This is a genomic window from Variovorax sp. OK605, from assembly GCF_900115445.1.
Lineage (GTDB): Bacteria > Pseudomonadota > Gammaproteobacteria > Burkholderiales > Burkholderiaceae_C > Variovorax.
On sequence record NZ_FOWL01000002.1, the window covers coordinates 549,732 to 569,334 of the forward strand.

Annotated in this window: 20 protein-coding genes; 8 read left to right on the top strand and 12 right to left on the bottom strand. The window is 69.0% G+C overall.

Annotated features, from left to right (window positions below; translation table 11 throughout):
* Window positions 1-38: 38 nt before the first annotated feature.
* Window positions 39-416 carry a nuclear transport factor 2 family protein gene (locus BM013_RS06940; protein ID WP_093124516.1) on the top strand — a complete coding sequence of 126 codons (378 nt, stop codon included), beginning with the start codon at window positions 39-41 and terminating at the stop codon, window positions 414-416.
* A gap of 65 nt (window positions 417-481) precedes the next feature.
* On the opposite strand, the gene BM013_RS06945 is transcribed toward BM013_RS06940, so the two are convergent.
* The gene (locus BM013_RS06945; RefSeq protein WP_093124519.1) at window positions 482-1,636 is read right to left on the bottom strand and encodes a helix-turn-helix domain-containing protein; all 1,155 of its coding nucleotides are present in this window, start codon (window positions 1,634-1,636) and stop codon (window positions 482-484) included.
* A gap of 176 nt (window positions 1,637-1,812) precedes the next feature.
* Here BM013_RS06945 and BM013_RS06950 point away from each other — a divergent pair, with 176 nt between their 5' ends.
* The 7 genes from BM013_RS06950 to BM013_RS06980 all read left to right on the top strand — a co-directional run bounded on the left by BM013_RS06950 (window position 1,813) and on the right by BM013_RS06980 (window position 9,559).
* The gene (locus BM013_RS06950; RefSeq protein WP_093124522.1) at window positions 1,813-2,310 is read left to right on the top strand and encodes a (2Fe-2S)-binding protein; all 498 of its coding nucleotides are present in this window, start codon (window positions 1,813-1,815) and stop codon (window positions 2,308-2,310) included.
* A gap of 13 nt (window positions 2,311-2,323) precedes the next feature.
* The gene (locus tag BM013_RS06955) at window positions 2,324-4,774 is read left to right on the top strand and encodes a xanthine dehydrogenase family protein molybdopterin-binding subunit (protein ID WP_093124525.1); all 2,451 of its coding nucleotides are present in this window, start codon (window positions 2,324-2,326) and stop codon (window positions 4,772-4,774) included.
* A gap of 24 nt (window positions 4,775-4,798) precedes the next feature.
* The gene (locus BM013_RS06960; RefSeq protein WP_093124528.1) at window positions 4,799-5,590 is read left to right on the top strand and encodes an FAD binding domain-containing protein; all 792 of its coding nucleotides are present in this window, start codon (window positions 4,799-4,801) and stop codon (window positions 5,588-5,590) included.
* 77 nt (window positions 5,591-5,667) lie between these two features.
* On the top strand, window positions 5,668-6,570 hold the full coding sequence (locus BM013_RS06965; RefSeq protein WP_093124531.1) for an AAA family ATPase: 903 nt from the start codon (window positions 5,668-5,670) through the stop codon (window positions 6,568-6,570).
* Window positions 6,571-6,623: 53 nt separating this feature from the next.
* Window positions 6,624-7,838 (top strand): vWA domain-containing protein, encoded by a 1,215-nt coding sequence (locus BM013_RS06970; protein WP_093125200.1) that lies wholly within the window; start codon window positions 6,624-6,626, stop codon window positions 7,836-7,838.
* A gap of 31 nt (window positions 7,839-7,869) precedes the next feature.
* Entirely contained in the window at window positions 7,870-8,517 is a 648-nt protein-coding gene (locus tag BM013_RS06975) for an SRPBCC family protein (protein WP_093124533.1), read from the top strand.
* Between the two features lie 19 nt (window positions 8,518-8,536).
* On the top strand, window positions 8,537-9,559 hold the full coding sequence (locus tag BM013_RS06980; protein ID WP_093125203.1) for an XdhC family protein: 1,023 nt from the start codon (window positions 8,537-8,539) through the stop codon (window positions 9,557-9,559).
* A gap of 45 nt (window positions 9,560-9,604) precedes the next feature.
* Here the strand turns inward: BM013_RS06980 and mnhG are convergent, their stop codons facing one another.
* From mnhG to BM013_RS07035, 11 genes are all read right to left on the bottom strand, one after another.
* Window positions 9,605-9,979 carry a monovalent cation/H(+) antiporter subunit G gene (mnhG, locus tag BM013_RS06985; RefSeq protein WP_093124536.1) on the bottom strand — a complete coding sequence of 125 codons (375 nt, stop codon included), beginning with the start codon at window positions 9,977-9,979 and terminating at the stop codon, window positions 9,605-9,607.
* A 31-nt stretch (window positions 9,980-10,010) separates the two neighbouring features.
* A complete protein-coding gene (locus tag BM013_RS06990) occupies window positions 10,011-10,289 on the bottom strand; it encodes a K+/H+ antiporter subunit F (protein ID WP_093124539.1) in 279 nt (92 codons plus the stop codon).
* Window positions 10,286-10,777, bottom strand: coding sequence for a Na+/H+ antiporter subunit E (locus tag BM013_RS06995; protein WP_093124542.1), 492 nt, complete (start codon window positions 10,775-10,777; stop codon window positions 10,286-10,288). Before BM013_RS06995 ends, BM013_RS06990 begins: the two co-directional genes overlap by 4 nt.
* Window positions 10,774-12,429, bottom strand: coding sequence for a monovalent cation/H+ antiporter subunit D (locus BM013_RS07000; RefSeq protein ID WP_093125205.1), 1,656 nt, complete (start codon window positions 12,427-12,429; stop codon window positions 10,774-10,776). Before BM013_RS07000 ends, BM013_RS06995 begins: the two co-directional genes overlap by 4 nt.
* Window positions 12,430-12,470: 41 nt before the next feature.
* Window positions 12,471-12,821, bottom strand: a complete 351-nt coding sequence (locus BM013_RS07005) for a Na+/H+ antiporter subunit C (protein ID WP_093124545.1) — start codon at window positions 12,819-12,821, stop codon at window positions 12,471-12,473.
* Entirely contained in the window at window positions 12,821-15,763 is a 2,943-nt protein-coding gene (locus BM013_RS07010; RefSeq protein WP_093124548.1) for a monovalent cation/H+ antiporter subunit A, read from the bottom strand. The genes BM013_RS07005 and BM013_RS07010 overlap by 1 nt, the downstream gene beginning before the upstream one ends.
* Before the next feature lie 77 nt (window positions 15,764-15,840).
* Window positions 15,841-16,218, bottom strand: a complete 378-nt coding sequence (gene crcB, locus BM013_RS07015; protein WP_093124551.1) for a fluoride efflux transporter CrcB — start codon at window positions 16,216-16,218, stop codon at window positions 15,841-15,843.
* A gap of 10 nt (window positions 16,219-16,228) precedes the next feature.
* Window positions 16,229-17,530, bottom strand: a complete 1,302-nt coding sequence (locus BM013_RS07020; RefSeq protein WP_093124554.1) for a TRAP transporter large permease — start codon at window positions 17,528-17,530, stop codon at window positions 16,229-16,231.
* The gene (locus tag BM013_RS07025; RefSeq protein WP_093124557.1) at window positions 17,523-18,032 is read right to left on the bottom strand and encodes a TRAP transporter small permease; all 510 of its coding nucleotides are present in this window, start codon (window positions 18,030-18,032) and stop codon (window positions 17,523-17,525) included. The genes BM013_RS07020 and BM013_RS07025 overlap by 8 nt, the downstream gene beginning before the upstream one ends.
* A gap of 21 nt (window positions 18,033-18,053) precedes the next feature.
* A complete protein-coding gene (locus BM013_RS07030; protein WP_093124559.1) occupies window positions 18,054-19,022 on the bottom strand; it encodes a TRAP transporter substrate-binding protein in 969 nt (322 codons plus the stop codon).
* A gap of 144 nt (window positions 19,023-19,166) precedes the next feature.
* Window positions 19,167-19,487, bottom strand: coding sequence for a ComEA family DNA-binding protein (locus tag BM013_RS07035; RefSeq protein WP_093124562.1), 321 nt, complete (start codon window positions 19,485-19,487; stop codon window positions 19,167-19,169).
* Window positions 19,488-19,603: the final 116 nt, after the last annotated feature.

Here is a 19,603-nt window from a genome sequence, read left to right on the forward strand (position 1 = left end):
GATGTTGCGGGTCGAACCCCTCGAAAGGAATCGTCACCATGAACACCGCCGCACACGACGCCACCGCGATCGCCCAGGGCTACATCGCCGTGTGGAACGAAACCGACGCCGCGCGCCGCGCCGCGCTGATCGAAGCCGGGTGGGCCGCCAACGCCCACTACGTCGACCCGATGGCGCAGGCCAGCGGCCATGCGCAGATCAACGCACTGGTCGGCGCCGTGCACCAGCGCTTTCCGGGCTTCCGCTTCAACCTGCTGGGCAAGGCGGATGCGCATGGCGACCACCTGCGCTTTTCGTGGACGCTGGGCCCGAGCGGCGCGCAAGACCTGATCCAGGGAACGGACTTCGTGCAGCTCGACGCGGGCAAGCTGCGCACGGTCACGGGCTTCCTGGACAAGGTGCCGGTCGGTGCCTGAAGCAAGAAGAAAAAGGAAAGAAGAAGGAAGGCCGAAGCGGCCGGGCGAAAGCCGAATGAAAGCCCTCAGTCCGGCGCGCCGCTCGTGCGGCCGCGCCATAGCTTGCGGTAGACGGTCGCGCGGCTGATTCCCAATGCCCGGGCCGCCTCGGCCACGTTGCCGCGCGCATCGGCCACCGCCTTGCGGATCAGCGCGGTCTCCACGTCGCGCAGCCGCGGCTGCGCCTCGGCCGCCGGCGCGCCCGGCGGAATGTCGGCGCCGTTGCGGTGGGGCCGCACCTGCACCCGCAGGCCCGACCACAGCGGCACCTCGAGCACCGGGTCGCCGCGGCGGGCCGCATCGAACATCATGTGCAGCGGCAGGGCGAAGAGGTCGTTGAACAGCAGGGCGTGCTCGCTGCGTGCCAGCGGCTGGTGCAGCATCTGCCGCGCCGCCGCGTTGGCGCCGGTGACGCGGCCTTCGGCGTCGATGCACAGCAGGCCCTCGGTGGCCTCGCTGGCCGCGCAGCCGGGCCAGGCCAGGTGCAGCAGCAGCTCGCAGGGTTCGCGCATCACCAGCATGTTCTCGATGCTGCGGGCGGACAGGGTGGTCAGGTGGCGCAGCTCGGGCCGCTCCACCGTCTGCACGCCGGTCAGGTCGAGCATGCCGATGCAGTCGCCCCGCGGGCCGAACAGCGGGGCGCCGGCGCAGCTGTAGACGCTGGTGTCGTCGAAGAAATGCTCGCCCCGGTGCAGCCACACCGATTCCTGCTCGGCCAGCGCGGTACCGATGGCGCTGGTGCCGATGGCGCGCTCCGACAGGTCGACGCCGATGCGCCCGATGTCGCGCGCGCAGCGGCTGGCGGCGTCGGTGCCGGCGGGGAGGTTGCCCACGTCGACCACGATGCCCTCGGCGTCGGTGAGGATGGCGAAGTAGCGGGTGTCGGCGATGGCGCGCGACAGGCGGTCGATGACCGGGCGCGCCGCCGCGACCAGCGCCCGGTTGCGCTCGGCCACGTCGCGGCTGCCCGAGCGGCTCACCGGGTCGAAATGGACCCGCTGCCGCGGCTGCTGCCCGGCCTCGATGCAGCGCTGCCAGGAGCGCGCGATCCAGGAGTCGATGCATGCATGCGGGCGCGCGCCTTGGGGTTCGCCTTCGATGAGCGCGCGGCGGGCCTGGGAAATGGCCAGGGAACGGGCGAGGGAACCCTCTGGGGATGGCGAGACGAGAGTGGCGGTCATCGTGTGTTTTCGCGGGCGGGGCGGCATTTCCCGGCTCGCCGGGCGGCAAGCTGTTTCATTTTGAGAATTTCGCGCGGTCTGTGCAAGTGTCAAGGGTTTTTGCCTAGGATAGTGCGAGAGGCCGGCATCCAAGATGCTTCGCTGAACCAGCCATCACCTTTCACGGAGACAGCCAAATGCAGGTCGCTTTCAAGGTCAACGGCCGCCAGGTCACGGTCGACGCTCCTCCCAACACCTTCCTCGTCCAAGCCATCCGGGAGCACCTCCACCTCACCGGCACGCACGTCGGCTGCGACACCGCCCAGTGCGGCGCCTGCACCGTCCATGTGAACGGCAGGGCGGTCAAGTCCTGCAACATCCTGGTCGCGCAGGCGGCCGGCGCGGACATCACCACCATCGAGGGCATCGCCGAGGCCGATGGCACCATGCACCCGATGCAGGCAGCCTTCAAGGAATGCCACGGCCTGCAATGCGGCTTCTGCACCCCGGGCATGGTCATGAGCGCGATCGACCTGTGCACCCACCACCCCAGGTCGAGCGAGTCGGAAATCCGCGAACTGCTCGACGGCAACCTGTGCCGCTGCACGGGTTACCAGAACATCGTGAAAGCCGTGAAGATGGGCGGCGAGGCCATGGCCTCGGGCACCCCCGTCAAGACCACCGTCACCGCGTGAAGGGAGCGACATCATGGGTGCTTCCGACTTCTCGAACCTGCCCCACATCGGCGAGGCGCTGCGGCGCAAGGAAGACTATCGCTTCCTGACCGGCGCGGGCAACTACACCGACGACATCACGCTGGCCAACCAGAGCCATGCGGTCTTCGTGCGCTCGCCGCACGCCCACGCCACCGTCAAGTCGGTCGACATCGCCGAGGCCATGAAGATGCCCGGCGTGGTCGGCATCTTCAGCGGCAAGGACATCGAGGGCAAGATGGGCGGGCTGCCCTGCGGCTGGCTCATCAACAACCCCGACGGCACCCCCATGAAGGAGCCGATGCACCCGATCCTGGCAATCAACAAGGTGCGCTACGTGGGCGACCACGTGGCCATGGTGGTGGCCGAGACGGTCGAGCAGGCGAAGAACGCAGCCGAGGCGGTGGTGGTCGACTACGACGTGCACCCCGCGCTCGTGAGCGTGGCCGATGCCGCGAAGAAGGCCAGCGGCGTCACGCTGCACGACGAGGCGCCCGACAACCAGTGCTACAAGTGGGCGCTGGGCGACAAGGCGGCGGTCGATGCGGCCTTTGCCAATGCCGCGCATGTGACCCAGCTCGACCTGGTCAACAACCGGCTCATTCCGAACCCCATCGAGCCCCGCGTGGCCATCGGCAGCTACAGCCGGGGCACCGACGACTACACGCTGTACGTGTCCAACCAGAACCCGCACGTCGAGCGCCTGCTCATGACGGCCTTCGTGCTGGGCCTGCCCGAGCACAAGGTGCGGGTGATCGCGCCCGACGTGGGCGGCGGCTTCGGCTCCAAGATCTTCCTGTATGCCGAGGACGTGTGCCTGACCTGGGCCGCCAAGCAGCTCAACCGCAACATCAAGTGGACGGCCGAGCGTTCGGAATGCTTCCTGTCGGACGCCCACGGCCGCGACCACGTGAGCCACGCCGAGATGGCGATGGACAGCCAGGGCAAGTTCCTCGCCATGCGCGTGCACACCGACGCGAACCTGGGCGCCTACCTGTCGACCTTCTCGACCGCGGTGCCGACCATCCTCTACGCCACGCTGCTGGCGGGCCAGTACACCACGCCGCAGATCTACGTCGAGGTCGATGCCTGGTTCACCAACACCGCGCCGGTCGATGCCTACCGCGGCGCGGGCCGGCCCGAGGCCACCTACCTGCTGGAGCGGCTGGTGTCGCGCTGCGCCTGGGAAATGAACCAGGGGCAGGACGAGATCCGCAAGCGCAACTTCATCACCACCTTCCCGTACCAGACGCCGGTGGCGCTGCAGTACGACACGGGCGACTTCCATGCCTGCATGGACAAGGCCCGCGTGCTGGCCGAGGTCGACGGCTTCCCGGCGCGCAAGGCGCAGAGCGAGGCCGCGGGCAAGCTGCGCGGCATCGGCTACTCGAGCTACATCGAGGCCTGCGGCATTGCGCCGTCGAACATCGCCGGTGCGCTGGGCGCGCGGGCGGGCCTGTTCGAGTGCGGCGAGATCCGCGTGCACCCCACCGGCAGCGTGACGGTGTTCACCGGCTCGCACAGCCACGGGCAGGGCCACGAGACCACCTTCGCGCAGGTGGTGGCGGCGCGGCTGGGCATTCCGGTGGACAACGTCGACGTGGTGCACGGCGACACCGGCCGCGTGCCCTTCGGCATGGGCACCTATGGCTCGCGCTCCATCTCGGTGGGCGGCGCGGCCATCATGAAGGCGCTCGACAAGATCGAGACCAAGGCCAAGAAGATCGCCGCGCACCTGATGGAGGCGAGCGACGCCGACATCGAGTTCGCCAACGGCGAGTTCACGGTCAAGGGCACCGACAAGAAGATCCCGTTCGGCCAGGTGGCGCTCACGGCCTACGTGCCGCACAACTACCCGCTCGACAAGCTCGAGCCGGGCCTGAACGAAACCGCCTTCTACGACCCGACCAACTTCACCTTCCCGGGCGGCACCTACATCTGCGAGGTCGAGATCGACAAGCAGACCGCCGAGGTGCGCGTGGACCGCTTCACCGCGGTGGACGACTTCGGCACCATCATCAACCCGATGATCGTCGAGGGCCAGGTGCACGGCGGGCTGGTGCAGGGCATCGGCCAGGCGCTGCTGGAGAACTGCGTGTACGACAACGAGACCGGCCAGCTGCTCACCGGCAGCTTCATGGACTACGCCATGCCGCGCGCCGCCGAGTTCCCGCAGTTCAAGCTCGACACCGTGTGCACGCCCTGCACGCACAACCCGCTGGGCACCAAGGGCTGCGGCGAGGCGGGGGCCATCGGCTCGCCGCCGGCCGTGATCAACGCCGTGCTCGACGCGCTGGCGCCGCTGGGCGTGAAGGACTTCGACATGCCCGCATCGTCCAGCCGCGTCTGGGAAGCGATGCAGAAGGGCAGCGGCAGCGCCGCGAAAGACGCGATGGCGCAGCAGCCCGCGCTCGCCGCCAGCACCCAAGGCCGTCCGGCACCCTGAACAACAAAGAAGGAACCACACACCATGTACGCCTTCACACTCGAACGGCCCGCTTCCGTGGCCGACGCGACCAGGCTCGTTGCAGCGGGCGCCAAGCCGCTGGCGGGCGGCCAGACCCTGCTGGCCTCGATGAAGCTGCGGCTCTCGGCCCCCGAACAACTCGTGGACCTGGGCGGCATCAAGGAACTCACCGGCATCACCAAGAGCGGCGACGCCATCACCGTCGGCGCCATGTCGCGCCACCTCGACGTGGCGAACAACGCCGACGTGAAGGCCGCCTTTCCGGCGCTGGCCGACCTGGCCTCGCGCATCGGCGACCGGCAGGTGCGTGCCATGGGCACCATCGGCGGCTCGGTGGCCAACAACGACCCCGCGGCGTGCTATCCGAGCGCGGTGCTGGGCACGGGCGCGACCGTGGTCACGACGAAGCGCGAAATTGCGGCCGACGATTTCTTCCTGGGCCTGTTCACCACGGCACTCGAAGAAGACGAGCTGATCACCGCGATCCGCTTCCCGATTCCGAAGCGCGCCGTCTATGAAAAGCTGCGCCAGAAGGCCTCGCACTTCCCGCTGGTCGGCGTGTTCCTCGCGCAGTACGACAGCGGCGTGCGCGTGGCGATCACCGGCGCGGGCAACGGCGTGTTCCGCCATGCGGGCCTCGAGGACGCGCTGGGCAAGAGCTTCACCGCCGCCGCCGCGGCCGGCGTGAAGATCGACGCGAGCGACCTGAACAGCGACCTGCACGCCTCGGCGGCCTACCGCGCGAACCTGATCAGCGTGCTGACCCAGCGCGCGGTGACCAAGGCGCTGGGCTGAGCCGCGGGGCTTGCCGAGCACGGGCCGGAAGACGCGGCTTCCTCGCGTCTTCCAAGGGTCTTCCGCTACGCTTCGCCATGATCTTTCCGACCATCGATTCGCTTTCCGAAGGCCTGGTGCAGGCCGGCTACTTTGCCGACCGGCGCCTGGCCACGGCCGTGTTCCTCGCGCTCAAGCTGCAGCGCCCGCTGCTGCTCGAAGGCGAGCCCGGCGTCGGCAAGACCGAACTGGCGAAGGCACTGTCGAGCGCGCTGGGCCGCGAGCTGCTGCGCCTGCAGTGCTACGACGGGCTGGAGCAGCGCGAGGCGCTCTACGAGTGGAACTACGCCGCGCAGCTGCTGCACATGCGCGCGGCCGAAGCCTCGGGCGCCGCACGCGACGTGGAGGCCGAGGTCTACCAGCCGCACTACCTCATTCGCCGGCCGCTGCTGCAGGCGCTGCAGACGCCGCTGCCCGGCGCGGTGCTGCTGATCGACGAGGTCGACCGCGCCGACGAGCCCTTCGAGGCCTTCCTGCTCGAGTACCTGGGCGAATACCAGGTGAGCATTCCCGAGCTGGGCACGGTGCGCGCCGTGGTGCCGCCCGTCACCATTCTCACGAGCAACCGCACGCGCGAGCTCAACGACGCGGTCAAGCGCCGCTGCCTGTACCACTGGCTCGACTACCCCGAGCGAGAGCGCGAGTTGGCCATCGTGCGCGCCCGCGTGCCCGAGGCCGGCGAGAAGCTGTCGGCGCAGGTCTCGGCCTTTGTCGCGCGGCTGCGCGAGGCGCCGTTCGTCAACGCCTTCCAGCGCGCGCCCGGCATCGCCGAAAGCGTGGAGTGGGCCAGGGCGCTGATTGCGCTCGACACGGTCGAGCTCGACCCCGAGGTGGTGGTCGACACCGCCGGCATTCTCTTCAAGCAGCGCGACGACGTGGCGGCGCTCACGCGCGAACTCGCGTCCGACCTGCTCCGGCCCGAGGAGCCGGCCGCGCGCTGAGCGCGCCGCGTGCGCGAATGACCGACAAGACCCGCGTGGCCGAGCCAACCCGCGTGGCCGGCATCCCGCAACTCGGCGATGTCCGCAGCGGCAAGCTCGCCGGCAACATCGCCGCCTTCGGCCGCGCCTTGCGCCGCGCCGGCGTGCGCACCGACGCCATGCGCATCGCGCTGGCCGCCGAGGCCGCGATGCTGGTGGGCGTGGCCGACAAGCTCGACCTGAGCGCCGCCATGGAGTCGGTGATGGTCAGCCGCGAACAGGACCGCATGGTGTTCCGCGAGCTGTTCGACGCCTGGTTCCGGGACCCGGAGCTGGCCAACAAGCTGCTCGCGCAGATGCTGCCGAGCGCCGAAGGCAAGGCCGAACCCTCGAAACGCCGCCCGCGCGTGCGCGAGGCCCTGACCGCGCCGCGCAGCCCCAGCAAGCCGGCCGCGCCGGCCAAGCCCGACCGCGAGATCGAGTTCGACGCGGCCATGACGTCGAGCGACCGCCAGCGGCTGCAGCATGCCGACTTCAACGCGCTGGGCGCGGCCGAGTACCGGCTGGTCGAGCGGCTCGCGCGCGACATCCGCCTGCCCATTCCCGAGCTGCCGTCGCGCCGCCTGCGCGTGGCCGGCGACGCCGGCCGCCAGCACGCGCGCATGCACTGGCCCGGTGTGCTGCACGAGGCGGCGCGCACGGGCGGCGAGATCCTGCGGCTGCCCCGGCTGGCCCGGCGCGAGCAGCCGCTGCCGCTGCTGGTGCTGGTCGACGTGTCGGGTTCCATGGAGCGCTATGCGCGCCTGCTGCTGGCCTTTCTGCACGCGTCCACGCGGCGCGCGGGCCGGCGCGACGTGTTCGCCTTCGGCACCGGCCTGAGCGACCTCACGCCCGCTTTCCGGCTGGCCGACACCGACGCCATGCTCGGCGCGGCCAGCCTGGCCATCGACGATTTCGCGGGCGGCACGCGCCTGGGCAGTTCGCTGGGCGAGCTGCGCCGCGCCCACGCCCGCCGCCTGACCGGCCGCCGCACGCTGGTGCTGGTGATCAGCGACGGGCTGGACACCGGCGAGCCCGCGCAGCTGGAGCAGGAGCTGCTGTGGCTCAAGCGCCATTCGCGCCGGCTGCTGTGGCTCAACCCGCTGCTGCGCTTCGAGGGCTACGCCCCTCTGGCCCGTGGGGCCGCCGTGCTGCACCGCCATGCAGACGCGATGCTCGCGGTTCACAATCTCAGCGCGCTCGAACAGCTGGCCGCCAGCCTCGCCGCCCTGATGCGGTCCGGCAGGTAGCGCGCCAGGAAAGACAAAGAAGGAACCCACCATGGAAATGCTCGGAAACCGCCAACTCGGCGTCACCCAACAACAGGCCTGGGAAGCGCTCAACGACCCCGAGACGCTGAAGAAATGCATCCCGGGCTGCGACAAGTTCGAGCTCACGGGCGAGAACACCTACAGCGTTGCGCTCGCGGTGAAGATCGGCCCGGTGTCGGCCAAGTTCAGCGGCAAGGTGGTGCTGTCGGACATCGTGGCGCCCAACGGCTACAAGCTGAGCTTCGAGGGGCAGGGCGGCGTGGCGGGGTTCGCCAAGGGCGCGTCGAGCGTCACGCTCAAGCCGCTGGCAGCCTCATCCACGGAGGCCACCGAGTCCACCGATGCAGCCGTCGCGCACGAGGCCGAGGCCGCATCGCCACCCGCCGGCTGCGAACTCGACTACACCGTGCAGGCCCAGGTCGGCGGCAAGATCGCCCAGCTCGGCCAGCGCCTGATCGACGGCGCCGCCAAGTCGACCGCCGACGACTTCTTCAAGCGCTTCGAAGCCGAGATGCAAAGCCGCTACGGCCCGCCACCCGCGCCCGCCGCGGAGGCCGGCGAAGCACCGGCCGAGAAGGCCGGGATGATGTCGGGCCTCATGAAGAAGATGGGCCTCGGCAAGAAGGACGATGCCGCCACCGGCGGCGACGCCAGCTGAGGGAACGGGCCGCGCCATCATGGAAAACCTCGACGTCATGGTGCTGCGCACGCTGCGCGACTGGCGCCGCGCCGGCAAGCGCGCGCTGCTCACGACCGTGGTGCGCACCTGGGGCTCGTCGCCGCGGCCCGTGGGCTCGATCATGGCGCTGGCGGAAGACGGCGCGGTGGTCGGCTCGGTCTCCGGCGGCTGCATCGAGGACGACCTGATCTCGCGCTACAGCCATGCCCACGGCAAGGGCGAAGACGTGCCGCTGGGTGCGCCCCCCGCGCTGGTGAAGTACGGCATCACCGCCGACGAGGCGCACCGCTTCGGCCTGCCCTGCGGCGGCACGCTGGAGCTGCTGCTCGAATACGCGCCCGATGCCGCGTCGCTCGACCTGCTGGTCGGGCAGCTGGAGCAGGGCAAGCTCATGCAGCGCACGGTGACGCTTGCCACCGGCGCGGTGCGGCTCGCCGAAGCCAAGGCGCCCGACGAGCTCACGGTCAACGACACCCAGCTCACCAACACCTTCGGCCCCGAGTACCGCATGCTGCTGATCGGCGCCGGCCAGCTCGCCGAGTACCTCGCGACCATGGCCAAGTTCAGCGGTTTCGCCGTGACCCTGTGCGACCCGCGCGCCGAGTACCGCACCGCATGGTCGCTGCCCGGCGTGCACATCACCACCGAGATGCCCGACGACGCGGTGCTCGCATTCAAGCCCGACCGCCGCAGCTGCGTGGTGGCGCTCACGCACGACCCCAAGCTCGACGACCTTGCGTTGCTCGAGGCGCTTCAGAGCGAGGCCTTCTACGTCGGCGCCATCGGCTCGCGCCGCAACGCCGACGCGCGGCGCGACCGCATGATCGAGCATTTCGAGCAGACCGACGAATCGCTCGCGCGGCTGCGCGGGCCCATCGGCATCTACATCGGCAGCAAGACGCCGCCGGAGATCGCGGTGAGCGTCATGGCCGAGATCCTCGCGGTGAAGAACGCGGTGACGCTGCCGCGCGAGGTCGAGGTGGCGCGCGCCAAGGAAATGCAGCAGCTGCAGCCGAGTTGAGCGGCGCGGTTCAGTCCAGTCGCGGTCTGATTGCCGCTGCCGCTGTCAGGACTTGCCCTTCTGCAGCTTCGGCTTCGCCTCGGGCGGCACGTCGCCGCCCTTTTGCCGTTCGCGGAAGAGCGCGGCGCGCATCAGGAAGATGGTGGTGATCGGCGCGGTGAGCGCGATGAACAGCACGATCAGCACCGCGTGCAGGAACAGGCTGAAGCCCTGCACCGAGAAGTAGACGGTGGTGGCCACCGTCATGCACCACACGCCCACCGTCGCGCCCAGCGTGGGCGCATGGATGCGGCGGAAAAAGGTGGGCAGGCGCACCAGCCCGAAGGAGCCGATGGCCGCGAAGGCCGCGCCCAGCACGGCGAACACCGCGGTGATGATCTCCGCCCACAGCGGCAGCGGCCCGACGATGAAGTCGTTCATGGCTGCCCCCATGCCCGGCACGGCGCGGCGCTCATTCGATCACCTCGCCGCGCAGCAGGAACTTGGCCATGGCCGTCGAGCCGACGAAGCCGAACAGCGCGATCAGCATGGCCGCCTCGAAGTACACGTTGCTCGCGTAGATGATGCCCAGCACCAGCATCATGAGCATGCCGTTGATGTAGAGGCAGTCGAGGGCCATCACGCGGTCTTGCGCGGTGGGGCCGATCAGCAGCCGCGACAGCGCGCACAGCATGGCCACGGCCAGCAGGAACAGCGCGAACTTCAGGGCCCAGAAGAGGATGGGTGTCATGACTCGAAGATCTCCATCAGGGGGCGTTCGTAGCGCTGCTTGATCATCGCGACGAAGGCGGCCTCGTCGTCGAGGTCGAACACGTGGATGAGCAGCATGCTGCGGTCGAACGACACTTCGCCCCATGCGGTGCCGGGCGTGAGGCACATGACCATGGCCAGCACCGCGAGCCCGTTGGGGTCGCGCATGTCCAGCGGAATCTGCACGAACTTCGAGCCGATGCCCGCGCTGCGCCGCGTGAGCAGCAGCCGCGCCACGTCGTACGCCGACTTGAGCATGTCGAAGGTCACGAGGAACGACAGCCGCAGCGCCACGCCGGGCCGGCGCATGCGCACGGCCGCCGGGCGCAGGCCCTTTGTGAGCAGCGGCACGGCAATGGCGAGCACCACGGCCGACAGCAGCGTGGCGGCCTCCAGCGACTGCTCGAGCAGGATCCAGACGACGAACAGCGCGAACGACAGCGGCGGGGAAGGAATCAGGCGCTTCATGGGGCCGTGCCTTCGTGCTTGACGGGGTTGGGCACCTGCCGCGCGCCCATCACGGCGTTGCGGTAGGCGGTGGGCGTCTTCAGGCCGGCGGCCGTTGCTTCGGCGTGCTGCATGACGGGCCCGGCCCACACGGTCAGCGCCACGCATGCCGCGAGCAGGCCGGCCACCGGCAGCACCTCGAGCGCCGGCAGCGACGGCATGGTGGCGTGCGGCTGCGTCCAGAAGTGGCGGATGCCGGTGCGGCTCAGCGCAATCAGCGTCAGGAAGCCGGAGACGATCAGCAGCCCGAGGAAGGTCCAGCCGGCGGTGCCCGGCGAGGGGGTGTCCAGCAGGCCCGACAGCATGGCGAACTTGCCGACGAAGCCCGACAGCGGCGGCAGCCCCGCGAGCAGCAGCGTGCAGCCCATGAAGCTCAGGCCCAGGAAGGCGACGCCCGCGGGAATCGCGCGGCCGTAGAGCGCCTGGGCTTCGTCGTCGAGGTTCACGTCGGACAGCACGCGCAGGTCTTCGGCCAGGTAGGGCGCATTGCCCGCCACCTCGTGCGGCGCGACGCTCATGCCGGCGTTGCGCCAGCGCTCGATCATGTCGGTCAGCAGGAAGAAGGCGCTCACGGCCAGCGTGGAGCTCAGCAGGTAGTACAGCGCGCCGGCCCACACCGCCGGCTGGCCGAGGCCGACCGCCGCGAGCAGCGTGCCCGCCGAGACCAGCACGCTGAAGCCCGCGAGGTTGGACAGCCGCTGCGTGCCGACGATGCCGATGGCGCCCACGAACAGCGTGGCCAGCCCGACCCCCACGAGCGCGGCCTGCCCGAAGGCGGCCGAGGCGCCGGTGTCGGGCGCGAAGAGCACGGTCCACAGGCGCAGGATGGTGTAGATGCCCAGCTTGGTGAGCAGCGCGAACACCGCGCCCACCGGCGACACCGACGCGCTGTACGCCGGCACCAGCCAGAAGTTGAGCGGCCACGCGCCCGCCTTGGCGAAGAAGGCCGTCGCCAGGATGGCGGCCGCCGCATGCACCAGGCCGCGGTCGCCCGGCGCGAGCTCGGCGATGCGCGCGCCCAGGTCGGCCATGTTCAGCGTGCCCGTCACGCCGTAGAGGATGGCCGCGCCGATCAGGAACAGCGACGAGGCCGCCAGGTTGATCGCGATGTAGTGCAGCCCGGCCTGCACCCGCAGCCGGCCCGAGCCGTGCAGCAGCAGGCCGTAGGAGGCCGCGAGCATCACCTCGAAGAAGACGAACAGGTTGAACAGGTCGCCCGTGAGGAACGCGCCGTTCAGCCCCATGAGCTGCAACTGCAGCAGCGGGTGGAAGTGCACGCCCGCGCGGTCCCAGCGCGAAGTGGAATAGATGGAGGCCGCGAAGGCGATGACGCCGGTGAGCGCCACCATCATGGTGGAGAGCCGGTCGGCCACCAGCACGATGCCGAAGGGCGCGCGCCAGTTGCCCGGCAGGTAGACGCCGATGGAGCCGGGGCCGCCGCCGGTGTCGGCCGCGTTCACCCAGCGCAGCAGCGCCAGCGCGGCCAGCAGGCCGACCAGGCCCGAGACCACGCTCAGGGCCGACTTGGTGCGCCGGCGGTTCTCGCCCAGCAGCAGCATGAGCGCGGCCGTGAGCATGGGCACGAGGATGGGCACCGCCACCAGGTGCGGCATGCTGAACTCGAGCAGCTCGTCGAGCAGGTGGAAGATTTCGTTCACTCTGCCTCCTGCCGTTCTTCACCGTCCACGTGGTCGGTGCCGGTGAGGCCGCGCGAGGCGAGCATGACCACCAGGAACAGCGCCGTCATGGCGAAGCCGATCACGATGGCGGTGAGCACCAGCGCCTGCGGCATCGGGTCGGCCGTGTTGGCCAGCGTGGCCTCGAAGCCCTTGATGAGCACGGGTTCGCTGTCGACCTTGAGCCGGCCCATGCTGAAGATGAACAGGTTCACGGCGTAGGAGATGAGCGTCAGGCCCATGATGACCTGGAAGGTCCGCGGGCGCAGCAGCATGTACACGCCCGAGCCGGTGAGCACGCCGATGGCGAGCGCGAGCACGATTTCCATCAGTGCGCTCCCTCCGCGCCTTCGGCCGCGGCCTGGGCTTCTTTCTCGGCCTGCTCGTCGGCCCAGCGGTGGCTTCGTACGGACTGGTGGGCCAGCGCGGTGAGGATCAGCATGGTGGCGCCTAGCACCAGCGCGAACACGCCGATGTCGAAGAAGAGGGCGCTGGGCACGTGCACTTCGCCCAGCAGCGGCAGGTGCAGGTGCGCGGTGTGCGTGGTCAGGAAGGGGTAGCCGAACACCACCGCGCCGCCGCCGGTGCACAGCGCCAGCAGCAGGCCGATGGCGATCCAGCGGCGCGGGTAGATGCGCAGGTGCTCCTCGACCCACTCGGTGCCCGACACGATGAACTGCAGCACCAGCGCGACCGACATCACCAGCCCGGCGACGAAGCCGCCACCCGGCGCGTTGTGGCCGCGCATGAAGAAATAGACAGAGACCAGCGCCGCCAGCGGCAGCACCAGCCGCACCAGCACGGCGGGCACCATCAGGTAGCCGATGGCGGTGTCCTTGGCGCGGCGCGGGTTCAGCAGGTCGCTGCTGCCGTCGTCGACCTGCAGGCGCTGCTGCACCGGCAGCGCCATCGATTCGATGGCGGGGCGGAAGCGCCGCAGCAGCGCGTACACGGTGAGCGCCACCACGCCGAGCACGGTGATTTCGCCGAAGGTGTCGAAGCCGCGGAAGTCCACCAGCATCACGTTGACCACGTTGGTGCCGCCGCCTTCGGTGAGCGCGCGTTCGAGGAAGAAGGGCGAGATGCTCTGGGGGAAGGTGCGCGTCATCATGGCCCAGGCCAGCGCGGCCATGCCGCCGCCGGCGACGGTGGCCACCAGCAGGTCGCGGCCGCGCCGGCCCCAGGGGCGCAGCCGCGCGCGCGCGGGTTGGATGACGTCCTTGCTGCGCATCGGCAGCCAGCGCAGGCCCAGCAGGATCAGCACCGTGGTCACGGCCTCGACCACCAGCTGCGTGAGCGCGAGGTCGGGCGCCGAGAACCAGATGTAGGTGACGCAAGAGACCAGCCCCGCGCCCGAGGCCAGCATGAGCGCGGCGAGCCGGTGGAACTTGGCCTGCCACGCGGCGGCCAGCGCGCAGGTGCCGCCGATGATCCAGGTCATGGCGAACATCGGCGAGAAGGGCAGCAGCTCGCGCGTGCCGGGCGCGGCCGGCGTGGCCCACAGCGATGCCCCGGCGCCCGCCACGGCCACGACCACCAGCAGCAGCAACTGCCATTGCAGGCGGCGCGTGCCGAACAGGCGGCGGCTGCGGCGGCCGGCTTCGCTCAGCAGCGCGATGAGGTGCTCGAAGATGACCTGGCCGTCGAAGCGGTGCAGCAGCGGCGTGTTCTCGAGGCCGCCTTGCGCGCGCCGGCGGCGCTGCAGCAGGTACAGCACACCGCCGCCCGCGAGCGCCACGAAGCTCATCACGAGCGGCAGGTTGAAGCCGTGCCACACGGCCAGGCTGTACTCGGGCAGCACGCCGCCGACCACCGGCGCGGCCGCGGCCGCCAGCATCGGGCCCACCGACCAGGCGGGCGCCACGCCCACCACCAGGCACACCAGCACCAGCAGCTCGACCGGCACGCGCATCCAGTGCGGCGGCTCGTGCGGGTGCTTGGGCACGTCGTTGCCGCAGGGCGGGCCGAAGAACACGTCGAACACGAAGCGTGCCGAATACGCCACGCTGAAGATGCCCGCGATGGTGGCGATCACCGGCAGGCTGAAGTCGATCCACGGCGTGGCCTGGATGAACACCGTCTCGGCGAAGAACATTTCCTTCGACAGGAAGCCGTTGAGCAGCGGCACGCCGGCCATCGAGGCGCTGGCGATGATGGCCAGCGTGCCCGTGATGGGCATCAGCCGCATCAGCCCGCTGAGCTTGCGGATGTCGCGCGTGCCGGTCTCGTGGTCGATGATGCCGGCCGCCATGAACAGCGACGCCTTGAAGGTCGCGTGGTTCATCACGTGAAAGACCGCCGCCACCGCCGCGAGCGGGCTGTTCAGGCCCAGCAGCAGCGTGATGAGGCCGAGGTGAGAAATGGTCGAGTAGGCCAGCAGCGCCTTCAGGTCGCGCTGGAACATGGCCGCGAAGCCGCCCAGCAGCAGCGTGATGGCGCCCGCGCCGCCCACCATCCAGAACCATTGCTCGGTGCCCGAAAGCACGGGCCACAGCCGCGCCATCAGGAACACGCCGAGCTTCACCATGGTGGCCGAGTGCAGGTAGGCCGACACCGGCGTGGGCGCGGCCATGGCGCGCGGCAGCCAGAAGTGGAACGGGAACTGCGCGCTCTTGGTGAAGGCGCCCAGCAGCACCAGCACCAGCACGGCCGGGTAGAGCGCATGCGCGCGGACGATGTCGCCCGAGGCCAGCACCACGTCGAGCTCGTAGCTGCCGACGATGCGCCCCAGCACCAGCACGCCGGCCAGCAGGCACAGCCCGCCCGCGCCGGTGACGGTGAGCGCCATGCGCGCGCCGCGCCGCGCGTCGCGGCGGTGGTGCCAGTAGCCGATGAGCAGGAACGAGAAGAGGCTGGTGAGCTCCCAGAACAGCACCATCTGGATCATGTTGCCCGAGAGCACCACGCCCATCATCGCGCCCATGAACGCGAGGAAGAACGAGAAGAAGCGCGGCACCGGGTCGGAGGCCGACATGTAGTAGCGCGCATAGAGCACCACCAGCGCGCCGATGCCCAGCACCAGCATGCAGAACAGCCAGGCGAAGCCGTCCAGGCGGAACACGAGGTTCAGGCCGAGGGCCGGCAGCCACTCGATTTCCTGGCGCAGCACGTTGCCATGCGCGATCTGCGGAAAGAGCCATGCGGTCTGGATGGCGCAGCCCAGCGCGACCAGGCCCGCCAGGGTCGACTCCCTGTTGCGCGCGTTGGACGGCATCAACGCGGCCAGCACGCTGGCAATGAATGGGAGAGCGACGAGAAAGACCAGGGGCATTGGGGTCGATTCTATCGGCCGACCCTATGGAAGGCCTTATCTATAACCGCAAGACATAAGGCGTTTTTTTTCGTCCTTCAGGCCGAAAAGGCCTGCACGGTGCGGATGCCGACCCAGGTGCAGAAGAGAGAACCGCCCAGATGCGCCCCGGCCGTCAGCATGGCGGTGCCCAGCCGGCCTTCGAGCAGCATGGTCGTCACTTCGGCCGAGAAGCTCGAGAAGGTGGTCAGGCCGCCCAGGAAGCCGGTCACCAGCGCCAGCCGCCACACCGGGTCGAGGTCGGGCAGCAGCTGGAAGGCGGCAATGGCCACGCCGATGAGGTAGCCGCCGATCAGGTTGGCCGCCAGCGTGCCCCAGGGCACGAGGCCGCCCGCGCCGAACCAGAGGGCGAGGCCCCAGCGGGCCAGCGCGCCCACGGAGGCGCCGATGCAGATGGCAAGAATCGGAAGCAGCATGCCCCGATTGTCAGGGCGCCATCTGCTGCGGCAGCCACGTCACCAGCTGCGGCACGAAGTAGATGATGAGCACCGCCGCCACCATCAGGAAGAACATCGGCAGCGTCACGCGCGCGATGTACAGCAGGTCCTTGCCGGTCATGCCTTGCAGCACGAACAGGTTGAAGCCCACCGGCGGCGTGATCTGCGCCATCTCGACCACCAGCACGATGAAGATGCCGAACCAGATCGGGTCGATGCCGGCCGCGGTGACGGTCGGCATGATCACGCCCATGGTCAGCACCACCATCGAAATGCCGTCCAGGAAGCAGCCCAGCACGACGTAGAAGGCCGCCAGCATCACGATGAGCTGGAACTTCGACAGGCCGAGCGAGCCGATCCATTCGGCCAGGTGCCGCGGCAGCCCGATGTAGCCCATGGCCAGCGTGAGAAAGGCCGCGCCCGCGAGGATCAGCGCCATCATGCAGTACAGGCGCGTGGCGCCGAGCAGCGCTTCCTTGAAGCTGTGCCAGGTCAGCGAGCCCTGCGCGCCCGAAATGACCATCGCGCCCACCACGCCCACGGCCGCCGCCTCGGTCGCCGTGGCGATGCCCGCGTAGATTGAGCCGAGCACCGACAGGATCAGCAGCGCCACCGGGATCAGCGACATCGAGGCCTTGAGCTTTTCCATGAAAGGCAGCTTGGCGTCGGCCGGCGGCACCTTGTCGGGGTGGCGCAGCGCCCAGAACACGATGTAGCCCGAGAACAGCACCGCGAGCAGGATGCCCGGGATCACGCCCGCGATGAACAGCCGCGCGATCGACACGTCTGCGCTCACCCCGTAGACGATCATGATGATCGACGGCGGAATCAGCAGGCCGAGCGTGCCGGCGCCGGCCAGCGTGCCGATGACCATGTCGTCGGGGTAGCCGCGGCGCTTGAGCTCGGGCAGGCTCATCTTGCCGATGGTGGCGCAGGTGGCCGCGCTCGAGCCCGAGACCGCGGCGAACACCGCGCAGCCCACCACGTTGGTGTGCAGCAGCCGGCCCGGCAGGCTTTGCATCCAGGGCGCGAGGCCCTTGAACATGTCCTGCGACAGCCGCGTGCGGAACAGAATCTCGCCCATCCACACGAACAGCGGCAGCGCGGTGAGCGTCCAGCTGGAGGCCGATCCCCAGATGGTCACGGCCATGGCGTCCCCGGCGGCGCGGGACGAGAAGATCTGCATGGCGATCCATGCCACGCCCGAGAGCGTGAGGCCGATCCACACGCCGCTGCCCAGGATGAGGAACAGCGTGGCGATCAGGAGGCCGGCAACGGCGATGTCACTCATGGCGAAGCGCCTCCGTCTCGGGGGCCTTGGCAGGGCGGCCGCGCCATTCGATCACGAACTCGTCGAGCGAGGCGACCGCGAAGACGAGGGCGCCGAACGCCATCGACAGCTGCGGGATCCACAGCGGGGTGGCGTCGTTGCCGGTGGAAATGTCGTGGTAGTCGAGCGACTGCCACACCAGCCGCACGCTGTACCAGGCGAACAGCAGCGCAAGCAGCGCCGCGGCCGCCATGGCCCAGCGCTCGAGCCAGCGCTGCGCCGCGGGACCGAGGTTCTGCATAACCAGCGTCACGCGGATGTGTTCGCCGCGCTTGAGCGTGTGCGCCAGCGCCAGGAAACCCGCGCCGGCCATCAGGTAGCCGGCGTAGGCATCGATGCCCGGAATGTTGAAGTGAAGCTGGCGGCCGAGGATGGACAGGAGCACCATCACCAGCAGGCCGACCATGAAAAGCGCCGCCAATGCGGCGGCGCTCATGTAGAGAAGATCAAGCGTCTTGCGCATCGGGAGCAGTTCGAGTCCGCCTCACATCTTCTTGTAGGCGTCGACCACGGCCTGACCTTCGGCACCGGCTTTTTCGGTCCACTCCTTGATCATGGTGTCGCCGACCTTCTTCATGTCGGCCTTCAGCTGCGCGGAGGGCACGTGCACCGCCATGCCGTTCTTCTTGAGCAGATCGAGGTACTCGATGTTCTTCTTCTTCGACAGGTCCCAGCCACGCTTCTCGGCATCGGCCCCGGCCTTGAGCACCGCGTCCTGCGTGGGCTTGTCGAGCGCGTCGAAGGCCTTCTTGTTCATGAGCACCGCGTTCTTTGGAAGCCACGCCTGGGTGTCGTAGAAGTTCTTGATGTACTCGTAGGTCTTGGTGTCGTAGCCGGTGGAGCCCGAGGACATGTACGACTCGATCACGCCGGTGGCCATGGCCTGCGACAGCTCGGCCTGCTGCACCGTGACGGGCTGTGCGCCCACCAGTTCGCCGATGCGCGCGGTGGCCGGGCTGTACGCGCGCCACTTCACGCCCTTCAGGTCGGCGGCCGACGCGATTTCCTTCTTCACGAAGATGCCCTGGGGCGGCCATGCCACCGTGTAGAGCAGCACGATGCCTTGCTCGGCGAGCTTCTTCTCGAGCACGGGCTTCTGCGCCTGGTAGAGCTTCCAGGCGGCGTCGTAGCTGTCGGCCAGGAACGGGATGCCGTCGGCACCGAACATCTGCCATTCGTTCTGGTAGTTCACCAGCAGGATCTCGCCGAGCTGGGCCTGGCCGCCTTGCACCGCGCGCTTGATCTCGGGCGCCTTGAACAGCGAGGCGTTGGAGTGCACGGTGATCTTCAGCTTGCCGCCGCTGCCCTTGTCCACGTCGCTGGCGAACTGCGTGATGTTCTCCGTGTGGAAGTTGCTCGCCGGGTAGGCGGTGGGCAGGTCCCACTTGGTCTGCGCGAAGGCTGCGGCGCCGAGGGTCAGGCCAGCGAGGGCGATGCCGAACTTGTGATTCATGGGCTCTCCGGAACGTATGAAAGTGAAAACGAAAATGAGCATACGTGCAAATTCCGGGCCATCTCTGAGGCATTTCCCTGCCTTGGTGCACGCATGAAAAAGCCGCCCGAAGGCGGCTTTGCTTGGCGTCGATGCGCGGGGAGATCAGGGCTTGGCGGCCTTGCTCGCCTTGGCTTCCTTGGCGGTGCCCGGTGCCGCGCTGCCGAAGCTCTGGCCGTTGACCGTGAGGCCTTCGGCCGACAGCTTGGCCGCGCTCTTTTCCTTCACGCCCTTCACGCGCTGCATGAGGTCGGGCCAGTCCTTGAACTCGCCTTCCTTGCGCGCCTCGAGGATGCGCTTGGACATCGACGGGCCCACGCCCTTGATGCCGTCGAGGTCGGCGGCGGTGCCCTTGTTGACGTCGACGGCCGCGAAGGATGCGACCGCGAACAGCATGGCCGTGGCGGCCAGGATCTTCTTGAACATGATTTTTTTACTCCCTGATTTGTTGATATGACTGACAGCCGACAAGAACGCCGGCTTGGGCTCAACGGGGGCAGGGAGCGGGGCGTTGACGCGCGAAAGCATGGCCTGCGTTCGCG